Source organism: Cytophagia bacterium CHB2 (assembly GCA_030263535.1).
Lineage (GTDB): Bacteria > Zhuqueibacterota > Zhuqueibacteria > Zhuqueibacterales > Zhuqueibacteraceae > Coneutiohabitans.
Genome location: SZPB01000007.1, coordinates 17671 through 40395, shown reverse-complemented (window position 1 = coordinate 40395; position 22725 = coordinate 17671). Strand labels below are relative to the sequence as shown.

The following is a 22725-nucleotide window of genomic DNA, read 5'->3' as shown; positions in this document are numbered from 1 at the left end:
ACTGACAAATCAATGTACTCATACGAATTAGGGCGAAAGTGCGAAGTAGTCTTTAATGTGACGCGCTTGGCAGCGATTGCATCGTTACTCCAGAGTAACCACCTGGCCGCTTTTGTTTGAGGCCAGCGCTGCCGTCAAAATTTTGTGCTGCTGCAAAGTTTCTTCCGGGGTGATGCAGCCGAACGGCATGTTGGGTTTCGGTTCGTGCAGCTCATCCAGAAAAGCCGCCCACATTTGCAGAATGGCATCGGTAAAGCCGAATTCGAAAATCCCGCCGGTTATCGTGGCATGGGCGGAGGTGTAACCGATATCCTCATGTTGCCAAATCTGCGGCCCGCCGTTTTCATAGCGCATGGTCTGCAGGGTCTTGGTGAATTTCGTGCTGTAGCGCGCACTGAATTTCGTGCCGATGATTTCGATATACCAGGTATCGGTTTCGCCGGGCGCAATGCGATAGGTTTTGACGGACATGGGAAATGTGTAACCTTCGCTGGGATGCCGCACTTCGCATTGCAGCGTGGCATTGTCCCAGGTTTCACACGGTGCCATGCCGCCTTTGCCATCCGGGCGTTGTGTGACGATTTTGGAAAGTGAAGCATACAAACGTGAGGGAATCCAGCGCGCGCGCAACGGCAGATGCAGCGCGTGCATGCCGAGATCGCCCAGGCAACCGTATTCCCCGTTGAACGCCAGCATGCGTTTCCAGTTGATGGGCTTGTTGAAATTCAAATCAGAGGAATGCAGATAGCCGCTGTGTACTTCGATGATGCGGCCCCAGGGATTTTCCAGAATGTATTTGTGAATCTGATGGCCGCCGGGGTAGAAGGGATATTCGGAGGAACAGCGCACGAACACTTGCGGATGCGCTTGAATTGTCTCCAGAATTTTTTGATTCGCGGCCAGGTCGATGCCGAACGGCTTTTCGCCGAACAAATGTTTGCCGGCGGATAGGATGTCGCAGTAGAATTTCTCGTGCAAATTATGCGGCACTGCGCAATAAACAACTTCAACCTCCTTGGAGGCAAGCAAATCTTGATAATTGGTGGTGGCGAGCTTGATCGAAGAAAAATTGTCGGTGTACCAATCAAATAGTTTTTCATTGAGATCGCAAATCGCCACGATTTCAGGTTGCGCCTTCGTGTCCAGCAGCGCAGGCCAGCGCGCCGAGGCCACGGCAAACTCGCGGCCCATCAAGCCGCAGCCGATGACGCCGAAGCGGATTTTTCGTTTTGAGGCCATGAATCTTATTCCTAGTTTCGCATTCAATACAAATTACCCTTTTATGATGGCCATAGCTTGCTCGACATTCACGCCTTCGTGCACGATGGCCATGAGGGCGCGCGTCATGTGCACCGGTTTTTCGTGTTGAATGATGTTGCGGCCGTACACAATGCCGCTCGCGCCCTGCTGCATGAGTTCATACGTTCTCTGCAGAACCTCGCGTTCGCTGGCTTTGCCTCCGCCGCGCGGCAGCACCGGCCGCCCGGCAATTTCAATGACGCGGTGATACTGGCTCACCTCGTCGCAGGGATCAGCTTTGATAATGTCCGCGCCCAATTCGCAAGCCTGGCGCACCAGCGGCAGGATTTTGTTAAGATCGCCATCAACTTGATAGCCGCCCTTTTCTTCATTGGGGCGCATCACCAGCGGCTCCACCATCAGCGGCATGCCGTAGCGCTCGCAAATCGGCTTCAAGCGGGAGACGTTTTCAACACACTGGCGGTGCAGATCGGGCTGGTTCGGCAGGATCAGCAGATTCACCACCACGCACGCAGCATCCAGCACCAGCGCCTGCTCGACGGCGTCGGCAATCACACAACTGAACAAGACTTCATGCACTTTGGCATTGTAGCAGTTCGCGATGTCGGTGCGCAGCACCAGCGCCGGCTTGTCTTTGCCGGGAATGCTTTGCAGAATTTCCGCCTGGCCGACAGTGAGTTGAATGGCATCGGGTTGTGCGGCGGCAAGGGCATGAATGGCTTTTTCAATATTTTCGATGCCGCTCAAGAAACTCACTTCATTGAAAAAGCCGTGATCGAGGGCAACATCCAGGCATTTGCCGGTTTTGCCGAAGAGGCGGTGGAGGCGAAATTTTTTTTGCATAGGTTTTCCATTTTTGTTTTGTCCCGATCTGTCATCCTGAAAGGATTTTGTGAAGATTCCAGCACGCCCTCAAGGCCTTCACAAGATTCTGTCGGAATGACAGGATTGCGTGCTCGGCTGAATCATATGAAAATGCATTCGCACGCAAACCTCGTGAGGATTCCAGTACGGCTTCAAGCACTTCACAGGATTCTCTTGGAATGACACGATTGGCCGATCGGCTGAATTAATGTGATAAGGCATGAGCGCGTAAACCCGTGGTTACGCACCGATATTAACGACAAACCACAGCAATAAAATGATTAGTGCAACCAAAGCCCACGTGCCGAAGAAACCGATATAATCCATTTTCATCGGTTTGTGCAGCTCCCAGTGGGTTTTGGGGAACAGCTTGCGCGACTCGAAATGATGCATGTGCGCGGCATTCTCCTCCACCTTGCGCTGATCTTCTTCAGGCGTGGGTTGGATGGGGGTGTGCACTTTGGCAAAAAAGTAATCCAGCGTTTTGCGGCTGGCCGGCTTGCTGAAATAGCTCAGCACAATCAAACATAAAAGCGGGAAAATCGCATCAAAAGCAAAGCGTGTGGCTTCAAGCTGCGCCTTGTTGAAGCCGGAAAAATTGATGCCGAACCAGCTCAACACCCACAATTCCGCGTTGAAGCGGCCCACCCCGAGCAGGCGTGAATTGGGGTCGGCGGGGTCTTCGCGCGTGATGCGATCGAAGAACAGGGGATAGGGCGGAACCATCCGCGTTTTGGTGATGCGTTCGCCTGCGTGCTGTGCCAGGCCGGCTTCCACATCTGCGCGCAGCGCCTTGGTTTCGACCACGATTTGGCGTTCCTGCGTTTGTTTGAGAAAGGGCGCATAGCTGCGTGTCGCGTCCCACGAGCTAAACACATTGGGAATGATCACGATGATGAGAAACGAGACGAAGATTTGAATCGTTACCGCGGTTTTGCTCAGGCGGCGCCACATGAATCCCAGCCAAATTGCCGCGCCAAAAATGGCAGGCATGCTGATGAAATATTTGAACAGTTCCAACAAGTTCTTGACGTAAAGCGCCATGCCGATGCCACCAAAAATCGTAAGAAAAATGATGATGCGGCTCACGAACAAATAATGCTCCTCAGATTTGTGCGGAAACAGCGGCTTGTAAACCTGATGCACGAATAATGCTGCCAGCGAAACGGATTGCACGTCGAGCGAGGACATATTGGCGGCAAGCACACCGATCATCATAATGCCGATAAAACCGGGGCCGAGCAATTGTTTTGTCATGTAGCCCCAAATCAAGTCGGGATCGTTCAGTTGTCCCGCGTACAACCCAATGGCCAGCAAGCCGGCCAGCGCCCAGAAAATCATCATCACGCGCTTGAACATCATGCCGCCAATGATGCCAAAACGCGCAGTCTTCTCGTTTGTAGCAGACCCCATGACCTGCATACCGGTGCCCACGGCCACGATGGAGACAAGATTGGCAAATGACATGGCGGCAATGGTGTACCAGGCATACTCACTCAACGCTTCGGTTCCGAACAGCCAAAACATGTGTTCCGGCACAGCGGCGTGCAGGCCGGAGAATCCTCCAATTTTATAAATGCCAAATGGAATGAGAATGCAGGAAAATATGATCATGAGCACGCCTTGCACCACGTCGGTCATGGCCGCAGCGGTAAAGCCGCCCAGCAATACATAAATGCACACAATACTGCCATACAAAAAGTAGAAATACACCGGATCGACATACGATACAAACGCGCCGAGTTTACCCTGACTATCCATGTTACGCAATTCTTGATAGCGCGTCTTTTGCTCGTCGGGCAAACGCCCGTCGAGATACAAGCCCCGCAGTTGATTGAACTCGTGATAGGATTCGACGCGCAGTTTCTCTTCGACGGTAAACTCATGCGCCGGTTTGGGGGTAAGCGCCATGAAGGTCTTGGCAGAGACAAGATAGCCGACGGCCGTGCCGAACAAGGCCATGACAATCGTGAACACCGCAAAGGCGCCGCCCAAAAATTTGCTTTCGAAGCGTTCCGTGAAAAAATCGCCGATGGTGATGAGGCGGGCGCGGCGAAACAGCATCGAGGTGAACCAGTAGAACGGGGTCAGGAACAAAACCAGGTATTGAATCCACATGCCGGCAATGCCCTGGCGGTAAATTTCGCGCGAGAGAGCCGCGGCCTGGCTGGCGTCGGTGGAAGCGCCAAAGTTCAGGAAGAATTGATAGAGCCTTCCCATCCGCCGGCCGCCGATGAAGTATTCCTCGGTCGTTCGCATGCGTTCCTGCAGGCGTTTGCCAATCCAAATCATGATCACGAAATACGAAATGATGATAGCAACGTCCAAGATATGCATGCCGATAATGTGCATTCTATCCTCCGAGGGGTGAAGGGGGCTGAGTGGCTTGCCCTTGGTTATGAGCGGTGAGCACGGTCGAATCGTCTGGCAATCACACAGCGCTTGTCTGGCCTTTTGCCAGAGTCCTGCGCAGAGGGGAAACGGAATTCCTGAAGCGCGCACGTTGAAAAATAGTGTACGATAAAGAACCGGTATGAATCAAGCCTTAACAATTTAATGGCGCGCACGCAAATTTCATTGCGCTTCAGGCGAATTTTCTTGGCATTCGAAAGCACGTTCCTGCTACTCTCGAATGGAATGTGATTATGAAAACCGGAAACCCTGGTTGGTTTTGCCGTGTGTCGTCTCTGGATGGTCAAGCCGCGGCTGAGTCTTGCCGAATTTGAATGTCAAACCTTATCCGCTTGACTCTTCGATGGGATTTTTGCATAGTGTTCCGAAAGCTTTTTGCCCGCAAAACTGAGATACCTTCCTGTGCGGGCGGTTAAAAGCTGCGCGGCGCGCCTCCGATTTGAGCCGGGCTGGACTCCGGCAGCCGCCAACAACGCCGCAGCGCTTGTTTCACACCGGCAACGTAAATTTCTAAAATTCCCCAAATCCGGCCAAACCCCATGCGCCAAAAAGGCCAATTTTTTTAGCAGCGGTTGCAAAGATATTGGCCGCAAAAATGATTGATTATTACACGTTTGGCTGATTTCCCTCTGATGCTCCATAATAACATAGTGTAACGCGCGTTCATCGTTTAAATCTTATTAATGGTTGATGACGGGCTTTATACTCTCCTCAAAAAGGCGGTTGAACTGGTTTTAGTCGAAAAAAAATTATAATGACAAAACGGTTCATAGCACGATTTCGTTCCTTGCCCTCTTCGTTCATTCACAATCTTTCAGGCTTTGTGAAAACGGCGCTCCGGGCACTGTCCTAATGTGCCATGTTTAGTAATCAGCATTAGAAAATCTCAAACTTCCTGAAACCTTGAGCTTAATGCTGCATGCCTCTTGACGAACAGTTTCGACAGAATTTCAAGATGAATGACCGCCAACGTTCACTTTTGATTAACCTAAAATTAAAGCGTTTACAAACAAGGTGAAGGAGGTGAGTCTCCCGATATAATTGTTTCGCTGTGTTTTGATGCAGTTATGTGAGTCAAAAAGACTGAGGTTAAATTCTCTATCTCCTGTCCTAACACGGAGGGTTGTTATGCAACATCGAGTATCGAGAAGAGGTGTTGGCGCTTTGCTGATAGCTCTTACTCTATTGGCCGCAACCAATGCATTTGCGGCCTTGGGAAAAATTGCCGGCACGGTCAAAGACGCTCAAACCGGTGCGCCACTTCCGGGAGCAAACTTGACGGTGGTTGGCACCATTTTGGGTGCCAGCAGTGACGCCGATGGCAATTACTTCATTTTAAATGTGCCCCCGGGCGTTTACAGCGTTCGCGTGACGTACATCGGTTATGAAACCAAAGTGATCAACAACGTGGCTGTGCGGTTGGATGTGACCACGCCAATCGATGTGACGCTCACCCAAACCGTGGTTGCTGGTGAAGAAGTCACGGTGGTGGCCGAACGTGCACTGGTTGACCGCACGCTGACCGCCTCTCGCGCCAGCATCAGCGCCAACGAGTTGAATAATACTCTTCCCACCTCCAGCATCGCCGAAGTTGTGGAAACCACGGCCAGCACCTTCCGTGGTTACATTCGCGGCGGCCGCAAGTATGAATCCCGCACCCTGGTCGATGGCATCAATATCTCCGATACCTATTTCTCCGGCGGTACCGGCGATGGCGTCTATCAGCTATACACCTCCACGCGGCGTTCGGAAGGTAGTGAAACCAATGTCGTCAACGTGAACCCTGAAACAGTTTCCGAGTTGGCGGTATTGGCTGGAACATTTAATGCAGAATACGATGCGGCTTCTGCCGGTATCATCAATATCGCCACGCGCGATGGCGGCCGCAAGCTTTCCGGTAAGGTCTTTTTTCGCAGCAGCGCCGGCGGGCTGAATCATGCCGGCCCGGGCGTTTACAATGATCTAGCGCGCTTTCAGAACGACCGCCAATCCCTGTTGAACAATAAAACCGCGTCGGATAGCGCGCGCGCCAGATTGATGGCTTTCGACGAGAACTCGAAATCGACGTTTGGCTACGGTGAAGACCCGACGATGGACGGCGAGCTTTCCCTGGGCGGCCCGTTGACTGAAAAGGGCAATTTCTATTTCAGCAGCCGCGTGCTCAATTCGCACGGCCGTTTCACCAACGAGTTCACCCGCGAAATCAACTCCTCGTTGAAGTTGAACTACAACCTCACCAACACCCAAAAATTGACGGCCAATGTCATTCTTAATGACGGCGGCATTCTGGGCGGCTGGAAGAATCGTACCTTCAGCAGCCGTTTCAAATTCTTCCCGGTGGGCAATCCGCAAAACGAGAAACTGGGACTGGTCAGCTATCTGGCCTGGACCAACAGCATTTCGCCCAAAACCTTCTTTGATGTCCGCGCCAGCTACATCGGCCGCACCTCGCGTTTTGGCTACTCCGATGATGATGGCAATGGCAGAATCGAACAAGGCGAAGACGGCGAGTTTCTCAAGCTGACGACCAAAGAACAATCCGAAAAGTACCTCGGCGTTGGCGGCAGCGGTGTGATCGGCACGCAACGCACCTTCTTCACCGGCGACCCCGGCAACGAGCGCTATCATGATGTGCCGTTCAGCTCCGGGCAATATCGCTTTGGCCAGCCCGGCTTCTATTATGAAGAACTCAAGCGCAATGCGATTCAGCTCAAGGGTGATCTCACCAGCCAGATCAATTTCAATCATCAGTTGAAAGCCGGCTTTTTGTATCGCCGCCATTCCGTGGAAGATTTTCAACAGCGCACCCAGGTCATCAAGACCTTCGACAGAAACTTCCCATTTGAGGAAACCTCATATAAGTTGAATCCCCAGGAATTTGCCTTATATGCGCAAGATCGCATTGAATATCAGGGCATCATCATCAATGCCGGCGTGCGCATTGACGGCTTTGACACGGGCGCGGAACAATTTGGCGACTTCTTCAATGTGTCGCGTTCCGACACGTTGCCCAGCGGCGCGATTCAACGCACGCAATTGCGCTCGGCCAATGTGCCCACCAAGTGGTTCTTCGGCCCGCGCCTCGGTATTTCACACCCGATCTCGGACAATGCGGCGATGCACTATTCGTGGGGCCGTTTCTTCTCCCCGCCGTCGTTTAGCTTGATCTTCGAGAACTACGGCAATTTCTCGAATCCCTCCTTGCCCTATGTGCAAGATGTGACTTTGGATCCGCCCACGGCGACGGCTTATGAAATCGGCGTGCAGTGGTCGTTCTTGCCGGATTTCCGCATGGACGCCACGGCCTACTATCGCGACATCAGCAACTATGGCACGACGGGCTATTCTATCAATCCAGCCGCCGGCCAGGGTTTCGGCTCCTACACCTACGTGACCAGCTTCGGCTATGCCGATGCGCGCGGCATTGAGCTAACACTGGAAAAACGGCCTTCGGGATGGTTGTCCGGCCGGTTTAGCTATGCCTTCAGTTATATCAAAGGTGCGGCAAATGCCTCCAGCATCTCCCCCAACAAAAATGCTTTTTCCGCTGCGGCAGATGCCGCGAACGGAATTCCGTTTGATGACCGCTATCAATGGAACACCTTCCCGGTCAATATCACCGGCGGCGGTAATGCGCTGGCTTCTGGTTTCGACCGCGAGCATCGCATGTCCATGACCTTCCTGGTTGACCTGCCCTACGAGATTGACATTACGGGTATCAGTTCGGCGCAAAGCGGGTTCTGGTATTTCTTGACGAACACCACCACCGATCTGCGCGGCCGCGAACAAAAACGTTCGCCGTGGAGCTATCGTACTGATCTGCGTTTGAGCAAGGGCTTCAACTTTGGCGGCACACGCTTTGGCCGGTTGTTTGTGGAAGGCCGCAATATCTTCAATCAAAGCAATATCTTGACGTGGGACAATTTTGATATTGCCAGCTCTGTTTTGTGGGAAAAAGACCAAAATCCCACTGGCACTCTGAACCGGCCCACAACTGCTGACGGCGTGCCGTTGTATGACATTGCTCGTGAGTTGTATTTTGGCATTGATTTCTCATTCTAGTTGTCATCGTAGTTCTCGCTGCTTCCGAGCGCAGGCGGCTTCGTTAAGACAGATGTTCGTGTCAAAATGGCGGCCTGCAAAAGGTTCGGGACGACGACTCAACTTTTCTCTTCATTGTGAGGAAAATTTATGAAAAACAAGAAATTCCTGTTCATACTTGTCGGGCTGATTCTCGGCATGGTTATACAGCAGGCGACATGGGCGCAAAATTTGTCAAAGCCCAATGATCCCTACCCAAAAGTCGGCGTCATTACGGCCGGCGATCTTTGGGATACCTTTGCGCCGACTTGGGTAAGAAAGACGTACTACGAAGCGCAAGATAACCCCAACCAATCCTGGTATCTTGCACGCGTCGGAAATCTTGAACGGCAGTGGACGACGCCGACGCAAAACATTGCCGGAACCGACTTGCATATTCCGTGGAAGCAGGCCATTGAAATGATTGAATACTCCAAAGGTATCAATAATTTCACCAGCTCTACTGATCCTCTGGCGAAAGACTATGTCTATGCTTTCGAAACCAGTAAAGTGAGCTTGCCGGCGCCATATAATCAACGCTTGGCCGACAATGCCGCGAGCTGGGTCGATCCCAACAGTCGCCATCAGATGATTTACAACGCCGAAGGCCCGACCAACCTCGGCATCTACGTGAAGATGCGCGTGCGCCAGTATGCGCTCAATCACGCCAACATGAACGACTTTATCGCGGTTGAGTTTGAATTGACCAACACCGGTGTGTTGGATGCCGACGGCAACGGCACGCCGGAAAGCACCAACAATCGCATCAATGCGCTGGTTTTGAACATGCGCAGCGAGCCGATCAACAGCATGTCCAACAGTCTGGCGGGCACGCGCGGGGCCAGCGGCTGGTTCACGGGTCCGACAACCGGTTACGATGCCACACCTGATGAAAATGGCGAACCGTGGGATGTGCCGGTGAATTTCACTGGCCCCTCGCCGACGGATCTAAAGACCACCAAAACCTTCACCACCGCTTCGGGCAAGACCGTCACCATTCCGTGGGCCGCTGATGGCGCTCGCACGTTGGGAAATACCATGAACGGTCGCCGGAATTATCAGGATATTTATGTCGGCCACAATTGGATTGCTGTCAAGCAAGGCCCCTTGCCGGCCTCGGGCAGCAGTGTGGCGCAACCGGACAAGAAGACGATTTATGACAGTCATCCGGTGGGCGCAGGTTCGCAACGGGGATGGTTTACCTCGGTCAGCAAAGGTTACGGCAACAACGACCACAATCCCTGGGAAAACCACATTCTCTCGATGGGTAACTGGTATGCCAACGGCGGCAAAGTGTGGGATCGCACCAAATTTGATTTGAGGCCCGATCCTAATTGGTTTGACACCACCCAGCCGTATGAAGTCGGCAATCCGTTGTCGTTCGTGGGCATCGTGAAGCCGGAAGGCCAGCGTGGCCGTCCCGATGGCAGCATGAAGTACAACAATACCTGGACACAGAATTGGGAACTGGACAATCCCGATCCCAAAGACAACTGGACGGAAGGTTATTCTTATTCACATGGCTTCGATGGTGATTTTTATGTCGGCGTTGGCCCCTTCTCTCTTGAAGTCGGGGAAACCATCAACGTAGTCATGATCGAGTACATGGGCTTCCGTCTGCAAGGCGCGCGGCAATCGCGCAAAGCGGCGCAGTGGGCTTACGAGAACAATTGGAACGTGCCCGAACCGCCGCCGACGCCCGACATTAAAGTCGAGCCCAGCGTCAACGTGAAGGTGAATGTGAAGTGGGATAATCGCGCTGAAGCCGCGGCTGATTTTGCGGGTTACAAAATTTATCGCACCACCGCGTTCCCGCGCGTGAATTCCCTGCAAGTGGGCCGGCGCATGATGGAAACCTACCATCTGCAAACCAAGGAAAATCCAACGGATGCGGAACTGGCAGCGCTGGGACGTCCCAACAACCCCAACATCAGTGCAGCCTCGGATTTCTATCGCGTGCAGGATCCCGACGCCTCGGGTCCGTACAAACTCGTCAAAATGATCCCCAAAGCCGAACTGGCGAATTATCTCAACACCGGTGCGGATGCCAATCAATACAAATATGCGTTTGAGGATCCCAACGAGTTGGTGCAGTTTGGTTTTACCTACTGGTACTATGTCGCGGCCTATGATAACGAGAGCGGCACCATGGCGGGCATGCCTTATACCAGCCTGGAAACGCACAAAACCAACTGGAATGGTCGCAGCGGCCTGTGGACCGGCACCTACAATTTTGCCACGGCCAGTTCGTTTTATCCGAAAACCCTGACCGGCCTGAAGGACATTGGCGCCAACTTTGTGCTCAAGGCGCCGTTGGTACAGGCGCAGTCCTTGGTGAACGGTGATTTGAAGATTCGTGTGAAGCCGAATCCTTACAAGCAACAAGCCTTGCATGACACGGGTCTGGAACACAAGATCCTCTTCTTCAATTTGCCGACGGGCACAAGGATCACGATTTTTGATGTGTCCGGCCAGGTCATTGATGTGTTGTCGTTTACCGGCCAGAACCCGAATGATGGCACGCTCTTTTGGGATATGTTCTCCAAAGACGGCATCGAAGTCGCGAGCGGCTTGTATATCTACGTGGCGGAATATGACGGCGGCCAGCAAACCGGTTATTTTTCGATCCTGAGATAACGAGCACCTCGTTCATGATGCCGTCCGGTTCGATGGTCGAATGCCGGGCGGCATGAAATGGCACAGAAGCATTTCAATATCTTTTGGAGACACAGAATATGAATCTCATAAAACGCGTCATGGCTGCGCTAATACTGGTGCTCGTTGCCACCGGTTTGAGCTTTGGCCAAGTTCAGAAGAAAAGCGGCTATACCGGCGCGGCCTTTTTGAAGGTTGGCGTGGGCGCGCGAGCCGTTGCCATGGGTTCCGCCACCACCTCGCTTTCCGGTGATGTCAATCAGATGTTTTGGAACCCCGCCGGTATTGCGCTGAGCAACAACCAATGGCAGGCGTCGTTTAGCTACAACCGTTGGATCGCGGATCTTTCCCACAATGCCGGCGCCATTGCCCATGACTTTGGCAATTTCGGCACGTTGGGCATCGGCTTTGTTTCATTGGGCGTTTCGGGTATTGCCGCGGATCGTGACGTCGTCCCGAGCTTTTTGCTCTCGACGTTCACCCCCTACGACAACGAAACGGGCGACACCTACGATTACCTCGATCTGGCGGTGAATATCACCTACGCCCGCAGGTTTACCGACCGGCTGGCGTTGGGAACTTCGGTGAAGTTCATCCGGCAGGGCATCGATAATGTGAGCACCACGAGCTATGCTTTCGATTTTGGCTCGACGTACAACATCGGATTCCGCAATGCCGTGATCGGCGCCCGCATCAACAACCTGGGCAAAGATCTCAGGTTCTATGATATCGGCGCGCCCCTGCCTCTGGTGTTCAGCGTCGGCGCTTCGATTGACCTGTATCACAACGAGCAGCACACGATTAAGTTCATGGCGGACGCCACCAAACCGCAGGATACCGATCAGTTGATTTTCACCGGCGGCGAATACTCCTTCAGTGATTATTTTGCGGTGCGCGGCGGCTACAAGTTCAACTACTCCGGCGTTTCCGAATCGAAACGCAATGAGTTTGATAGTCAGATTTTGGACGATGTCCCACGCAGCGAAGAAGGCATTTCCTTCGGCGCCGGTCTGCGTGTGCCGATGGGTGAGAACAAGATCATGGTTGATTACGCTTTCACCGAATTCGGCATATTGGACAACACGCACCGCTTCACGGTCAACGTGTCGTTCTAATTCGTGTTCGTTTAAAATTGTGCAACCGTCCGGGCGGTTATTTGTAAAGCTTGTATGAATGCCGTAGCTGATGAATTGTTTTGTGCATAACCGGCCGGACGGCAATGCCGTTTCCTTAGTAGTCTTGCCCCTTGTGGGGCACTGAAAATGTTACAAATTCAGCGGCCCACGAGGGGCCGGGACTACGAAATATCGCCTAAGGAAACGGCATTGGGCCGGACGGTGTTGTTTTCAAACGACGTGAACAAGGTTTTATCGCTGTACAGCAAAGGCTTTCGCGCGGAGACCCAAAGCCGTAGGGTGTTAACAATTTTCGATGCGTCTCCGCGTGCGCTTTTTGGGGCGCGGGCTGGTCAGGCTCAGGTAAGGGCTGCTGCTCGCCGCCTCAATGCTCCCGGGAAAGAGCGCCGCCTTGGGAGCATTTTTTGTTCACTGCAACAACGAAAGTCGCCGAAGATACTTTGACTCTTTCTCATAACCCTCCGGTCTTTGGCGACTTTCTTAATCTTTGCGAATGTGATTTTATGGCCACAACATGATGAAAAAAATGTCTCAGTTGTTCTTTGTGCTGCTTTTGTTTCTTATGATCGCTTCTCTTCCTCTCTCTGCGCAATCCTCTCGGGAAAAATATTTAGCTTACATTACGGCCACTGCTGAACAAGCCTGGCAAAAACATCCCGAAATCATTTCCAAGTGGAAAGCCAACGTCAATCCCAGCACCCTGTGGGGTTATAACTCGCCGGCAGAGCCGATTTATCTTGCCGATGTTTTGGGATTTCTTTTTCAAGAAACGCAAGAAAAGATTCATGCCGAGCGCGCCGCGCAATTACTGGCGGAATACGGCGATCTGCGCAACGCCTATCCCAAAGACTATGCGAAAACGCGTGCAGAGTATGTGAACGGCATTCCCGCGCTGGCGAACTTTTTCTTTCTGCCGCCCTACGTGCGCGCTTATCAGCGCATTCGCGACAGCGGTGTGCTTACGGATAAAATCAAGGCCAAAATCGAAGCCGAGCTGGCGCACAGTCTGGATTTTGTTTTTCATTTTCCCGAATGGGGCGCGCACAATCGCGCCATGCTGAGAGCGGAGGGCTTGTATTACGGCTATCTCGCCATGCCCAACCATCCGCACGCGGCAAAATGGAGGCAAATGGCCGAAACCATTGCCAGCGATAATCTCAAGCAATGGGAAATCGAAGACGCCAGCATTTATCATCCCGTGTGGCTGCTCTCGCTTTTCACGTACGCTGACATCAGCGGTAATGAGCAGCTTGATGACACGCCATTCATGCGCTATTATGCCGAATATTTCAAACGTCTCTTCACGCCGGCCCATAACATTCCGGATTTCGGCGATGCCAACTGGAATCCCTCGTGGGATCGTTACATCGCCGTATTCGAACGCATGGCGAGCCGCTATCGCGATCCAGAACTGAAGTGGATTGCCGAGCGCATGTTTGAAAAGATGACGGCGCTTTATCCGCAGAAAGGCACCGGTGCAGCATCGTCATTTGCATTTGCTTATCAATGGGCGGATGAAACGCTGTTGGCGCAACAACCGCAATCGTTGAGTCAGGAAGTTGTGGATGATGTGATCGGCAAAAAAGTCGTCTTCCGCAATGGGTGGGAGCCGGTAAGCACATATCTTTTACTGAACTACCGTGATGAAGGCGAGGGCGGCTTTGTGCATCGCGAGTTTTTGCGCAATACGATTTCCGTGGAAGAAGAAAAAATGCACCACGGCCACTCGGATGAGAATGATATTACGTTGTTCATGTCCGGCGGCTCAGTGTTGTTGCATGACGGCGGCTATCGCGACGGCCTGCCCAGCGGCAAATACGGCCAATTCCGCGCGGATTATTTTCACAATCGCCTGGTGGCGCGCAAGAACAAGCGCGATGTGCATCAATCGCTGCAAGAATTCGTGCGCAATTCCGGCGCCTACCGGCCGGTGCGCACGCAGAAGATCGACTTTCTCAATTTGCGTGAGGTGGATATGAGCCGTACGCGGCTACACGATGACGCGCTCGGTTATGCGTGGGATCGTGTCATCACCTATCTCAAAAAACAAAACATGTTCATCGTGATCGACGCAATCGAAGTCAAGCAAACCGATTATTACACCTTTACCAATTTCTGGCACACGCGCAAGATTCAAGAGAAAGGCGCTAATTTCTTCGTGACCTCGATTGATTCCATCGGCAATATCGCGCTGCCGCAGGATCAACACCTGCTGATCCAATTTTTGGAAACCCGCGCCAAAACAATTGGCACTTACGATGAAACGCGCCATTATCAAGAAGAGATCGCGATTTATCAAACCCAATCCAGCTACTACCGCGCCGGCGACTATGAAGTATTTGCGACGGCTTTGATTCCGGTGAAGAACGGCGAAAGCCCATCGGCGCGATTGCAGAACTTGCGCCTCATTCCCATGCCGGCGTTTCCGCGTGCCATCGGCATTGAAATCAAAAACGGCAAAGAGGTTTCCGTTCTCGGCGTGAAGCTGGATTTGAACCTCGGCGTCGTGCGCGAGAATATTCGCCCGCGCTACACCTGGGAAGCAGGCCGCGTGCCCTATGGCGATTTTGAAACCGATGCGCATTTTCTCTTTGCCACGATTTCCGGCAATGAGATCAGTTATTCTGCTTCAGAGGTTTTGAAGGTGATCTACCAAGGCAAAGCGTTGATGGAGGCCTTGCCCAACACGCACGGCTTGCAGCTTGACGGCGCGCCCGATCGCGTGGGGTTTGTGAAGTGGCGGTATTGGGAGGATAGCGTGTCGATCACATCGAAATGAGGAAGACTTTATTGACGACGCGATTCGTAGTCGATGAAGTCTGCGGGTGAGACGATGTCAATCGTCTGAAAACGTTGCAGGGTGATCAAATCTTTGTCGCCGGTAATAATGCAGGCGGCGTCCGCAGCCAGCGCCGTCGCCGGATCATGTCGTCATCCCGATCGCGGCATACAGGCGTTTTCAGTTCAACAGGCGTAACCGGCTGCATTTTGGATTGCAGGAGATCGAGGGCTTCTGTAATGTCATCTGAATTAAAGCGAAACTTATTGAAAAGGTTTGTGCTCACCTCGTCTAAAATAAATTTTGAAGTGAAAAGCTCGTGGCTTTCAAAACAGTGCTCGATCAGTTGGCTGCAAACGCCTCGTGTAATCAGCGCTGCAATAAGAACGTTGGTGTCCAATACGATCTTCATGAGACACGTTTAAAAACGTCTTGATCGGTATAAATGCCCTGAGCCTGCGCCTGCATCACCATGCGCTCGCGAAGCAGCCGAAACCGGCGCAGAAAAAGGTACTCTTTGACAGCCACACTGACAAATTCGTTTGGTGAAATGCCTTCTTCTTTTATGGCGTCATTAAATGCCGGCTCAAGATCTGCCGGCAGCGTGACCGTGATCGTTTCAAGCATGGCCGTTGATTCCTTTCTCGTATGAGTAAACCAAAGCGTTGCCGGAAATATAACAAAAGTTTTTATAGATACAATACGTTTGATAGAGCAAAATGAAATCTTGACCACCAGTCAAGCTTCGCCTATATCAAAAGAGAGACCCCCATGCCTACCCGCCGCGATTTCCTCCAGCTTGCTTCGCTCGCCGCGCCGGCAATGTTCCTGCCGATGCCGCTTCTGAATTTGTCCCGGGGCGGCTCGCCGCTTGCCGGAAAGCTGTTTTTTGATGAGACCCAACTTCAAGCCATGCGCGCTGCCTTTTCGGAAAACGCATTGTTTGTCGCGCTGCGCCGGCGCCTCGCCGCGTTCGATCGCGCCAAAGAACGCAAGTTTCTCAAATCCGAAGTGCGCTATAACGATCATCTCTATCACATTGCGCGCCTCAGCGATTCCGCGCAACAAATGGCTTTTTTCTATGCGATGACGGAAGATAAAGACGCGGCCAAGCTTGCGGCGGATTGCATTCGCACCATGATGAAATTCCCCAAGTGGGATTACTTTTTAGAAGCCGGCAAAGACGTGATCGGCATTCAGCGCGCCTCGAGTTCCGTTCTGGCTGCGGCTTTCTGCGCCGATTGGCTGGGCGATTTCGTGGATAAAAAAGAGCGCGCGAGCTGGTTGGAAACCATGGGCGAGCGCGGCTGCGAGCCATGTTTTCGCAGTCTCTATGGCATGCGTTACCCCGAGCGCGTCGTGGGGTGGAGCATGGATCAAACCAGCACCTACTTCGAACATCGTCCGGGCGATCGTGTCGACCTCAGCAACTGGCCGCATATTTTGGACAGAACTAATCTCAAGGCTGTGCCGGCCTCGGCTTTGACCATCGGCGCGGTTGCGTACCAGCAACAATTCGGCAAAAGTGAAAAAACCGAACGCTGGCTGGAACAGGCGATTTACAGCATCAAAACGTTTCGCGATCTTTTCGCGCGCGATGGTTCATACGATGAAGGCGTTTCTTACGCGCATTACACCGCGTTGCACCTCGCGCAAGCCACAACGATCTTGCATCGCTTCGGGATGGCGGATCTATACGATTTGATCAATTGGCCGGGTTATTTGGATTATGTCTACGGCATGGCCATGCCGGTGCAGGATGATCTTTATGAAATCGTCAACTTCGGCGACAATGGCAACGCCAAGACCGGGGAGGCTGGCAAACCCAAACGCAGTTCCATGCCCATGTGGATTGCCGCTCACTTTCATGAACCTCAGGCTTTGTGGTTCGCAGAAAAATTGGGCGGAGACCTGGATGAATGGGCCTTAATCTGGCATCGGCCGCAGATGCAAGCCGTGGCGCCCAAGTCGGGTCCGCAATTGTGGCATTCGGATTTGGATTGGATTGTGGCGCGTACGGGTTATCAACCTAAAGATTTAGTTGTCGCGATGCGCAGCGGCGGCCCCTCGAATCACGAGCACGCCGACCGCAACAGCATCATCGTGAAATGCTTTGGCGAACACCTCGTGGCGGATCCTTATCGCCCACCGTACAGCTTCAGCGATCCGAGCTGGATGATGCGCACAACCGCGGGACACAGCGCGGTGCTGATCGACGGCCGGCCGCATCAATATCATGACGGCTCGGAGGGCACGAATGCCTCGCAAGCTGCGGCCCGCATCGTTCGCAAAGGCGAGCGGTCCGGATATTTTTTCTGGACGAGCGATGCCACACCGGCGTATCAATTGGTGACGCCCGATGTGAAGTCGATAACACGCACCGTAATCGTTCTGCATGAGCTGCCTGGAGTTTTGATATTGGACAAAGTTGTGAAAACGGCGCAGCCCTCCCGCATACAAGCCCGCTTCTTTGCCTACAATTTGGATGGCAAGGGCAGCATCACCCCCGCAAGCAGCGGCTTCAAAACAATGCGGCCGCACGCAGAGTTGCATGCCTTCGCAGCCAGCCAGAACGGTATTGGTGTTGAAGTCTTGCGCCTGCCCATTCCCGAAGAAAATGCGGCCAAGCATCCCTTTGCGGAAGTCAGCACTCAGACGCCGGATTTGGCATCTTTTCTGGTGACGGTTTTATTGCCGGTGCGCAAAGGCGAGGCGCCGGGCGCGGTGGAAATTTCCCGCACGAATGCGCCGGAACTTTTGGTCAAATTAAACAAATCCTCGCGCGCAATCACTTGCCGTGTGCTGGATACGGAGACGATTCCGGAGTTTGAAATTGCAACCTGAGATGAGATCATGAAAAGACTGGGAAGCAAACGCTTTAATCTGCATAAACACTTTGCGCTGTCATTCCGAAAGAATCTTGTGAATTTTGAGGACAGTAGTGGATTTTCACAGGATTCTTACAGAATGACACGGAGGGGCAGGTATAGCCTGCCAGGGAGATGGGCGTTGTTGTCAATCTTCTTCTTGCTGGGCTTATGCTCTATCGCATCATCCCAAACCGATGCTGTTTCGCCGGAAGAGTATCTCACCTACATTTTGGCGGCAGCAGAAGAGGGCTGGCAAAATTTGGAAGCCGAGCGCGAAAACTGGCGCAAGAACATCGACGTGAACAATGTGTTCGGTTATCTTCCGCCGGGCAACGAAGTTTATCTCGCCGCGCTATCCGCCAATATTTTTGAAATCAGCCGCGACGCGAAATTTTTGGATCGCGCGCGCAGAATATTGCTGCATTACGCCGAGCATAAAAAGGCTTATCCGCCGGATTATTACAAAACCCAGGCGCAATATGCCCAGGGCCTGCCCGCGCTTCCGAATATTTTTACCTTCAGCAAATACATTCATGCCTACGCTATTCTGCGCAAGCACGTGTTGCTCAGTCCGCGCGAACGCCAGATCATCGACCAGAATATTGCCGAGAGCGCGGATTTTTTTGTGAATTTTCAAGAATGGGGCCCGATGAATCGCGCGATCCTGCGCGCTGAAGGCTTGCTCTACGCGGCCAAAGTCTTGCCGGAGCATCCGCATCGCGACAAATGGCAGACTATGGGTAATGCCATTGCCAACGACAATTGGGGCCAGTGGGAAATCGAAGATGCCACCGGCTATCATGCGGTTTGGCTCTATTCTTTGCTGGCCTATGCCAGCGACGTGCGCGGAGATGAAAGCCTGTATCAAACGCCGGTGATGAATTATTACTTTCAATACTTTCTTGGGTTGATCAGTCCGGCGGGCATTGTGCCGGATTTCGGCGACGCGAATTGGGGCGGCGGCTGGGAACGCATGATTCCGTTTTTTGAAAAGGGCGCCGCCGTTTTTCAGGATGCGCGTTTGCGCTGGGCGGCCGCGCAACATTTTCGCAAATACCTTCATCCCTTGCCGGAACGCAAAGGCGTATTCACCGCTCTGGTGCTTTCCGATGCCTATCGCTGGTCAGATTTTTCTTTGGAGGCCGCAGCGCCAACCTCCGGAAGCCAGGAAGTGCTGGAAGACATCGTCGGCAAGAAAATTGTATTGCGCAATGGCTGGCAGCCCAACAGCACATATCTGTTGCTCAACTACCGCGATGAAGGCGACGGCGGCTGGCTCTTCCGGGAATATTTGCGCAACACCATTCCCGTCGAAGAAGAGAAAATGCATCATGGCAATTCCGATGAAAACAGCATTGTGTTGTTGATGAAGAACAACACCATGCTGCTGCACGACGGCGGCTATCGCGATTTCATGCCCAGCGGTCCGTACGGCGCATATCGCGCGGATTATTTTCACAACCGCATCGTGGCGCGCGACGGAAAAATTGCGCTCGGGCAAAAACAGGGGCAATTCCGTTTTGCCTCCCCGGGCCGCGCGGCCGTGCCCGGGCAAAACCTGCTGGATTTCTTTCGCAACTCCGGCGCCTACCGGCCGGTGCGCACGCAGAAAATTGACTTTCTCGCGCTCAAGCATTTTGATCTCTCGCGCACGCGCCTGATTGATGAGCATCTCGGCTACGATGCCGATCGCATCATCAATTATGTCAAAGAGCTCGATTGGTTCGTTATTTTCGATGTTATCCGCTTCAAAAAAGATACCTACCTGACGCTCGCGAATCTTTGGCACACCAGAAAAATTCTGGCGCAGGGCGAAGGCTGGTATGACACCACGTATGATTCCTTGCAAACTCTGCCCGTGGGCGGCAGCGAGCGGCTGTTGATTTATTTTCCGCAACGCGCGCAATTGGAAGAGGGCGTGGAAACGCAAATGCGCTATTGGCAGCAGGAGAAAGTCATCTATCAACTCATTGGCCGGCACGGTTTTCCCGGCGACTTACAAGTTTTCGTCACGGTATTGATTCCGCATGATCAAAACGATGATCCGGAAAAGTATCGCCGTCAAATTGAAATGTTGAGTATTTCGAGTTATCCTCAAGCCGTTGGCCTTGCGATCAACACGCCGCAGAAGAAATATCTCATCGGCGCGAAGCTGGATCTGCAAGCCGAATTGATTCGCGATTGGCGCCGGCCCAAATACACCTATGATTCCGGCAAAACGGTTTATGGCGATTACGAAACCGATGCCTATCATCTGTTTGTGGTGGAAGAACGCGACAAGATTCATTACGCCTTCACCGGCGGCGTGAAAATTCTCCACAAAAATCGCGTGCTGCACGAACAAGCGCCGTCGGACTTCGGATTGAATTTTGACGGCAGTCCGGATCAGCCGGGCGTAGGAAAATTGCGTTATTGGGAAGCAGAAGCGGCGAAATAAATCCGGCGGGTTTTGATAGTCACGTTCGGCAATGTTCAGCCACGGCTTGGCCGTGGCTTGCCCTTCGTGGCGGTCACGGCCAAGCCGCTGCGGAACAAATGTGAACCCGGTTCTGATTGCCAAAATTCATCAGAGACGGCTCGCTCCCGCAGAAATATCGAAAAAAACAACATGCCCGAGCCAACGATCAAACTCACACAAGATCAAATCGATTTCTTCCATCGCGAAGGTTACTTGGTGATTCCCGCCATCACCACCGCGGAAGAAGTCGCGCGCATTCGCGAAATCTATGATGAATTGTTTGCCAAACAAGCGGGCCGCGCGGAAGGCAATCAATTTGATTTGGCCGGCGCGGATGAAGAGGGTGCAACGGCCGCGCTGCCGCAAATTCTCATGCCGGTGAAATACGCGCCGGAGCTGGCGCATACGCTCTATCGCGCCAATGCGTTGGCAATCTCGCAACAGCTTTTTGGCGCTGCCTCATCATACAAAGGTGAGCACGCGATTTTCAAGCCGGCGCACTATGGCGCCGAAACGCCCTGGCACCAAGATGAGGCGTATTGGAATCCTGAGTTGGATTATAACGAAGGCAGCTTTTGGATGCCGCTGCAAGAAGCCACGCCGGAAAACGGCTGCATGTATTTCATTCCCGGCAGCCACCGCCTGGAAGTTTTGCCGCATCATTCCATCAATCATGATCCGCGCATTCACGGTTTGGAAGTTGATATGAGCCTGGTTGATTTATCCCAGGCGATTGCTTGTCCCTTGCCGCCCGGCGGCGCAACCGTGCATGCCTCGCGCACGCTGCATTACACACCGCCGAATCGTTCCGCTATCCCACGCCGGGCGTACATTCTCGGATTTGGCGCAGCGCAGAAAAAGCGCGCCACACCGCGGCGGTTTCACTGGAACGAGATCAAACAAACCGCGCGCGAGCAGCGGGCGCAAAGCAAATAGCAGAATGCAAAGCCCACCCACAACGGCGCCCAGATGCAAAGAATACGCAGAGGATTTCTTTGCGGTCCCTTTGCGACTCTGCGCCTTTGCGTGTGGCTTGCGTTTTTTGAACAACAACGTGCCATGAATGACTTTCTCAACCTCGCCAGCTTGCCACTGATCACTTCTGCCAAAACACGCTCCATTTCTGCGGAAAACCCCACCGGTGAAAAAGCCGGCGGCGCACGCGCTGTGCCTGAAGACGCAAAAAATGCGGCTTTCCATCTCGGCAAAGGCTGGAAGGTGCGGCCCTGCATTGCCTTGCCGCCGCAACAAACCGCAACGCTAGCCGACATTGCCGGCCCGGGTGTGATTCAGCATATTTGGATCACCACCGACGTCAAAGCCCATCGCGATTGCATTCTGCGCTTTTATTGGGATGAAGAAGCCGAGCCTTCCGTCGAAGTCCCGCTTGGCGACTTCTTCGCGCTGGGACATGGTTTGCGCTACAACATCAGCTCTCTGATGGTCGCCGTTAATCCCTCCGGCGGATGCAATTGCTACTGGCCCATGCCTTTTCGCCGGCACGCTCGCGTCACGGTTGAAAATCAACATGAAGTAGAGTTCCCGCATTTCTTTTATCAAATCACTTATGCTTTGGATAAAGTTCCGGAAAACGCCGGGTATTTTCACGCGCAATGGCGGCGCAGCATGACACGGCGCGAGCATCCCGAGCATGTTATTTTGGACAACGTGCACGGCCGCGGCCATTACGCCGGCACAGTTCTCGCGTGGGAGCAGCTTTCCAACGGCTGGTGGGGTGAAGGTGAAGTAAAATTTTTTATTGATGGTGATGGCGAGTATCCGACGATTTGCGGCACCGGCACGGAAGATTATTTCGGCGGGGCATGGTGCTTTGGCGAAACGTATTCCACGCCGTTTCTGGGATACCCGCTTTGGCGCAAAGAAGCAAACGAGATTCCCAAGCATGCCATGTATCGCTGGCATGTGCCGGATCCCATCCGCTTCTCACAAGATTTGCGCGTGACGATTCAGGCTTTGGGTTGGTGGCCGACGCGGCAGTATCAACCATTGACGGATGATATTTCTTCGGTGGCTTATTGGTATCAAACCGAGCCGCATGCGGATTTTCCGCCATTACCTGAAAGAGAAATGAGGTTTCCGAGATAACAAGCCAGCGAAGCCAGGCTTGGACTCAATGGATCAAAATATATCTCAATGCGTTGCGTCCAAGCCGGCGAAGTCAGGCTTGGATGCAATCGGTCAAAATACCAT

The 22725-nt window shown here is 52.9% G+C and carries 13 protein-coding genes; 8 read left to right on the top strand and 5 right to left on the bottom strand.

The genetic code is table 11. From position 1 onward, the window contains the following. Positions 1-84 precede the first annotated feature (84 nt). From FBQ85_01780 to FBQ85_01770, 3 genes are all read right to left on the bottom strand, one after another. Complete coding sequence (locus tag FBQ85_01780) at positions 85-1239, bottom strand: Gfo/Idh/MocA family oxidoreductase (GenBank protein ID MDL1873894.1); 1155 nt, start codon at positions 1237-1239, stop codon at positions 85-87. Between the two features lie 33 nt (positions 1240-1272). After that, positions 1273-2103, bottom strand: coding sequence for an aldolase (locus FBQ85_01775; protein MDL1873893.1), 831 nt, complete (start codon positions 2101-2103; stop codon positions 1273-1275). A 261-nt stretch (positions 2104-2364) separates the two neighbouring features. Next, complete coding sequence (locus tag FBQ85_01770; GenBank protein MDL1873892.1) at positions 2365-4476, bottom strand: sodium:solute symporter family protein; 2112 nt, start codon at positions 4474-4476, stop codon at positions 2365-2367. A gap of 1116 nt (positions 4477-5592) precedes the next feature. Between FBQ85_01770 and FBQ85_01765 the strand changes: the two genes are divergently transcribed. From FBQ85_01765 to FBQ85_01750, 4 genes are all read left to right on the top strand, one after another. Then, positions 5593-8598 (top strand): TonB-dependent receptor, encoded by a 3006-nt coding sequence (locus FBQ85_01765; protein ID MDL1873891.1) that lies wholly within the window; start codon positions 5593-5595, stop codon positions 8596-8598. 129 nt (positions 8599-8727) lie between these two features. Beyond that, complete coding sequence (locus FBQ85_01760) at positions 8728-11253, top strand: T9SS type A sorting domain-containing protein (GenBank protein MDL1873890.1); 2526 nt, start codon at positions 8728-8730, stop codon at positions 11251-11253. A gap of 98 nt (positions 11254-11351) precedes the next feature. Further along, entirely contained in the window at positions 11352-12386 is a 1035-nt protein-coding gene (locus FBQ85_01755) for a PorV/PorQ family protein (GenBank protein ID MDL1873889.1), read from the top strand. A gap of 547 nt (positions 12387-12933) precedes the next feature. After that, entirely contained in the window at positions 12934-15186 is a 2253-nt protein-coding gene (locus tag FBQ85_01750) for a hypothetical protein (protein ID MDL1873888.1), read from the top strand. A gap of 85 nt (positions 15187-15271) precedes the next feature. Here the strand turns inward: FBQ85_01750 and FBQ85_01745 are convergent, their stop codons facing one another. Continuing rightward, positions 15272-15598 (bottom strand): putative toxin-antitoxin system toxin component, PIN family, encoded by a 327-nt coding sequence (locus FBQ85_01745; GenBank protein MDL1873887.1) that lies wholly within the window; start codon positions 15596-15598, stop codon positions 15272-15274. Further along, a complete protein-coding gene (locus FBQ85_01740; GenBank protein MDL1873886.1) occupies positions 15595-15813 on the bottom strand; it encodes a hypothetical protein in 219 nt (72 codons plus the stop codon). Before FBQ85_01740 ends, FBQ85_01745 begins: the two co-directional genes overlap by 4 nt. 144 nt (positions 15814-15957) lie before the next feature. On the opposite strand from FBQ85_01740, the gene FBQ85_01735 reads away from it, so the two are divergent. From FBQ85_01735 to FBQ85_01720, 4 genes are all read left to right on the top strand, one after another. Then, a complete protein-coding gene (locus FBQ85_01735) occupies positions 15958-18030 on the top strand; it encodes a hypothetical protein (protein ID MDL1873885.1) in 2073 nt (690 codons plus the stop codon). Between the two features lie 168 nt (positions 18031-18198). Continuing rightward, positions 18199-20493: a hypothetical protein gene (locus tag FBQ85_01730; GenBank protein ID MDL1873884.1), complete on the top strand. Its 2295-nt coding sequence runs from the start codon at positions 18199-18201 to the stop codon at positions 20491-20493. A 171-nt stretch (positions 20494-20664) separates the two neighbouring features. Next, positions 20665-21450 carry a phytanoyl-CoA dioxygenase family protein gene (locus tag FBQ85_01725; protein MDL1873883.1) on the top strand — a complete coding sequence of 262 codons (786 nt, stop codon included), beginning with the start codon at positions 20665-20667 and terminating at the stop codon, positions 21448-21450. Positions 21451-21573: 123 nt separating this feature from the next. Next, on the top strand, positions 21574-22620 hold the full coding sequence (locus FBQ85_01720; protein ID MDL1873882.1) for a DUF2961 domain-containing protein: 1047 nt from the start codon (positions 21574-21576) through the stop codon (positions 22618-22620). The last annotated feature ends 105 nt before the right edge of the window (positions 22621-22725 follow it).

Coding starts and splice junctions, on each gene's coding strand:
- FBQ85_01780 (MDL1873894.1), bottom strand. CDS start 1,239: ATGGCCTCAAAACGAAAAATCCGCTTCGGCGTCATCGGCTGCGGCTTG.
- FBQ85_01775 (MDL1873893.1), bottom strand. CDS start 2,103: ATGCAAAAAAAATTTCGCCTCCACCGCCTCTTCGGCAAAACCGGCAAA.
- FBQ85_01770 (MDL1873892.1), bottom strand. CDS start 4,476: ATGCACATTATCGGCATGCATATCTTGGACGTTGCTATCATCATTTCG.
- FBQ85_01760 (MDL1873890.1), top strand. CDS start 8,728: ATGAAAAACAAGAAATTCCTGTTCATACTTGTCGGGCTGATTCTCGGC.
- FBQ85_01755 (MDL1873889.1), top strand. CDS start 11,352: ATGAATCTCATAAAACGCGTCATGGCTGCGCTAATACTGGTGCTCGTT.
- FBQ85_01750 (MDL1873888.1), top strand. CDS start 12,934: ATGTCTCAGTTGTTCTTTGTGCTGCTTTTGTTTCTTATGATCGCTTCT.
- FBQ85_01745 (MDL1873887.1), bottom strand. CDS start 15,598: ATGAAGATCGTATTGGACACCAACGTTCTTATTGCAGCGCTGATTACA.
- FBQ85_01740 (MDL1873886.1), bottom strand. CDS start 15,813: ATGCTTGAAACGATCACGGTCACGCTGCCGGCAGATCTTGAGCCGGCA.
- FBQ85_01735 (MDL1873885.1), top strand. CDS start 15,958: ATGCCTACCCGCCGCGATTTCCTCCAGCTTGCTTCGCTCGCCGCGCCG.
- FBQ85_01725 (MDL1873883.1), top strand. CDS start 20,665: ATGCCCGAGCCAACGATCAAACTCACACAAGATCAAATCGATTTCTTC.
- FBQ85_01720 (MDL1873882.1), top strand. CDS start 21,574: ATGAATGACTTTCTCAACCTCGCCAGCTTGCCACTGATCACTTCTGCC.